Source organism: Formosa undariae, assembly GCF_042427615.1.
GTDB classification, from domain to species: Bacteria; Bacteroidota; Bacteroidia; order Flavobacteriales; family Flavobacteriaceae; genus Formosa; species Formosa undariae.
In genome coordinates, this window is the sequence record NZ_JBHMEZ010000024.1 from 1 (window position 1) to 3,254 (window position 3,254).

The 3,254-nt window shown below is 30.5% G+C and carries 5 protein-coding genes; all 5 read left to right on the forward strand.

The features are described from left to right. Nucleotides 1-123: 123 nt before the first annotated feature. The 5 genes from ACFFVB_RS16130 (at nt 124) to ACFFVB_RS16150 (ending at nt 3,006) form a co-directional block, all read left to right on the forward strand. Nucleotides 124-474, forward strand: coding sequence for a hypothetical protein (locus tag ACFFVB_RS16130; RefSeq protein WP_382384258.1), 351 nt, complete (start codon nt 124-126; stop codon nt 472-474). A 147-nt stretch (nt 475-621) separates the two neighbouring features. Next, a complete protein-coding gene (locus ACFFVB_RS16135; protein ID WP_382384259.1) occupies nt 622-1,296 on the forward strand; it encodes a hypothetical protein in 675 nt (224 codons plus the stop codon). Nucleotides 1,297-1,444: 148 nt separating this feature from the next. Beyond that, a complete protein-coding gene (locus ACFFVB_RS16140; RefSeq protein WP_382384260.1) occupies nt 1,445-1,975 on the forward strand; it encodes a hypothetical protein in 531 nt (176 codons plus the stop codon). Between the two features lie 172 nt (nt 1,976-2,147). Further along, nucleotides 2,148-2,387: a hypothetical protein gene (locus tag ACFFVB_RS16145; RefSeq protein WP_382384261.1), complete on the forward strand. Its 240-nt coding sequence runs from the start codon at nt 2,148-2,150 to the stop codon at nt 2,385-2,387. Then, a complete protein-coding gene (locus tag ACFFVB_RS16150; RefSeq protein WP_382384262.1) occupies nt 2,377-3,006 on the forward strand; it encodes a hypothetical protein in 630 nt (209 codons plus the stop codon). The genes ACFFVB_RS16145 and ACFFVB_RS16150 overlap by 11 nt, the downstream gene beginning before the upstream one ends. Nucleotides 3,007-3,254: the final 248 nt, after the last annotated feature.

Here is a 3,254-nt window from a genome sequence, read left to right on the forward strand (position 1 = left end):
AATAAGATTACATTTATCTTTAGATTATAAAACACCGAATATGGTATATAAATTATCAGCTTAATTCAATTTTAACCTGTAGCCATATTTCAGGACAAGACATTTACCAAAACCCAATAAAAATTGACATTTAAGGAAATTTATAATCTTACAATTAAATATTATCCATCCGAAATTGATATTTCTGACGGAAAAATGGTTGAAAAAGGTGGCGGAAAATTTAAAAAGTTATCGGAATCGTGGAACGAAGCGGAATTGAAAACCGAAAAGGAATCTGATTTTATCAAACTAATGGTTTGGGGCATTTTTTGCGGATATCATAAAAAAGCAATTGACAAATTTATGAACGGAAAAAAGACAGTTTCTTTGAATGAATTAGATATGGAATATTTGAAATACAAGTTTGAGGAAAGCCTACTCGATACGGAAGATAATTATTATGCTGAATTGAGAACGGAATATAAAACTGAATAAAAAACTATGCACAACACAGTATATAAAAAATTGCTGGTGTTAGGCTTAACCAAAGGTCGTTGCTTGTTTTGTTACGTCTGATTTTCCTTCGGAAAATCCTCGCATACAAAACCGCAACTTTCCATATACATAAACGTTATCTCTTATTTGAAAAAAACAATAAACTTATCGATTTTACTTCTCTCTGTGATTCTCTATTGGAATTGCAAAGATAATTCTGAATTGAAAAGTAAAATTACATCTGGAATTGAGAAAGACTCAATTATTCAAGATTCTGTAGCCAAATCAACTAAAACCAAACTGACAAAATATGATAAAAAATGGGTTGAATACGTTGATGAAAATGGACAAAAATTGAGTGAATTGGAATTGTATATTTCCGAGTTTGGAGACACACTTTGCTGGAACAAAAAAATCTACAAAAATGGAGTTCTAGACTTTATGAAAAGTAACTTTTATGATTTCCAAGCGAAAAGGTCCAAAGACAGTACAATAAAAGGACGGATTACCTTACATTCTGAATTAGACCATTCGATAAAGGACCCAATAGCGGAGAGAGAACTTACGGTTGATTTTGTAAATCAATTACTTGATAGTGTCAAAGTCATTACGTTCAAATCAAAAAATAAAAATTATGTGGATTTCGAGTTCAAAAATAATAACGATACAATAATTGGGCTTTTGACTGAATATCGCCGTATTGACTTACTCAAGAATCAAGATAGTACCAGATTGATTTGGTCTAAATTTCCAATCGATAGTAAATCTAAAACGGAAAATGTTTTTATAAACGTGCACGAACTTGATAAAAACAAGAGATAACACCGTATAAAAATAATGCTTAATTTAGTGCTTAATCAAGAGTCCGTGCGCTTTTGTTACGTCTGATTTTCCTTCGGAAAATCCTCGCACACAAAACCGCACTATTCTTATACATAAACGTTCTACGCAATTTGACCAAACCAACGAAATGAAGAAAATACAAGAACATAATCCATCTACTGACGAACTTCTGAATTTGGAATATAACTTTCAACCTGAACTGACCGAAAAGTTAGATAAAGTTAAATCTGACTTTAATCAGGAATTGATAAACGAAATTGTGTTGTGGAAAACCAATCGTTATGCTGAATTGAATAACGAAACTCTGAATTTGATAAATAAAATTGACCGAAAATCGGAATTTATCGATTCTGCTCTGACTGGCGAAATCCTAATGCATTTGCTCGAAACGAAAGGAATTCGCTTACCAATGGCTTCGACCATTTTGAGATTTAAGAATCCGAGAATTTATCAAATTATCGACCAAAGAGTTTATCGAATGATTTACGGAGCCGAACTGAAATTAAAAACGAACTTAAACGATAATATAATTCAGTATTTGGACTATTTAACCGAATTGAGAAACGTTTGTGCTTTATACCAAATTCCGTTCTCTGAATCTGACAGAATTCTTTACGAATATGATAAAATTATGAACTTGGAAAAAATAAAATACTGAATAAAAACTGCGTAGAACACCGTGTATAATTAATTGCTAGGTTCTTCTCTACTTGCGAATATTCCTGCGGAATATTCACGGGTTCGTAAAAGTTTACTAATTTAGTTGCTAAACCACGCAACTAACCATACACAATCACGTTCTACGCAATTTGACCAAACCAAGTAACTGAATGAATAAACCTCAAATTTTTAATATTATTAAGTTTACTGGAAAATCAATTCTCGTACTTCTGACAGGTATTTTAATCTTTGCCTATTCAATTGCATTAATCGAAAAAATAAAGCGTCCGACTTTTAAAAATCTTCCGACAAATGAATTTATAATTATCGGAATAATTCTACTGATATTAATTTTTGTAAACCTAAAATGGGTTTTCGGAATTTTTAAAACCAAACCAAATGAAAAGTAAGATAATATTTATAATTCTGACTTTGATTTTGGTTAGTTGTAAACAAACCAATAAATCGGAATCACAAACTCGCGCATTAACTCAAATTGAAATTACTGATGAATTCAAACTTGAATTTCTGACTCAAATCTTGTCTGATAGTTCAAAAACGAGAATATTATTTAATAAAAAGGAATTGATATCTAATTTATCTATAAATATTCCACCAACTTTACCAGTAGACTTAAAAAATCCAAAACAAACAATATCTCATTCGGAATTCATATCTGATACTTTAAAAATAAATGATATTGACTTTGTAAAAGGACAGTTCCAAAAGAATAAGGACTTCGACATTTCGAAAATAAAAGAATATGGATTTAATGTAATTGACATAAAAAAATATACTGATAACGAAATTGAGTGGGATTCTATAAACAAGATTGCTGAAAAATATTATGCGGAAAACAGCCTAGAAAATATTTATTCAGTTTTATACATAACTAAACCTATTTTCAATAAGGAACTGAATTTGGCTTATGTAAGAATTAGACAAGGTTCTGGAGGAATGACCAGAATTTATGAAAAAAAGAATAGAATTTGGAAATTAAAATATGAATTAGATAATTGGGTGGAATAAAAACTGCGTAGAACACCGTGTATAATTAATTGCTTGGTCACTGCCGACTTACGAACATTCCTGCGGAATATTCTATCTGTGATTTATTTGCTAAATTAGTTGCTTAACCACGCAACTAACCATACACAATCACGTTACCCAACATTTTGAGTCGTCCGGAATAAAGGCTACATAATTTTAAACATTATGTACAAAAATGACAAAGTAATTAGACGTTACAGCGAACCTTTCAAATTAAAAATTTTAGC

Coding starts and splice junctions, on each gene's coding strand:
- ACFFVB_RS16140 (WP_382384260.1), top strand. CDS start 1,445: ATGAAGAAAATACAAGAACATAATCCATCTACTGACGAACTTCTGAAT.
- ACFFVB_RS16145 (WP_382384261.1), top strand. CDS start 2,148: ATGAATAAACCTCAAATTTTTAATATTATTAAGTTTACTGGAAAATCA.
- ACFFVB_RS16150 (WP_382384262.1), top strand. CDS start 2,377: ATGAAAAGTAAGATAATATTTATAATTCTGACTTTGATTTTGGTTAGT.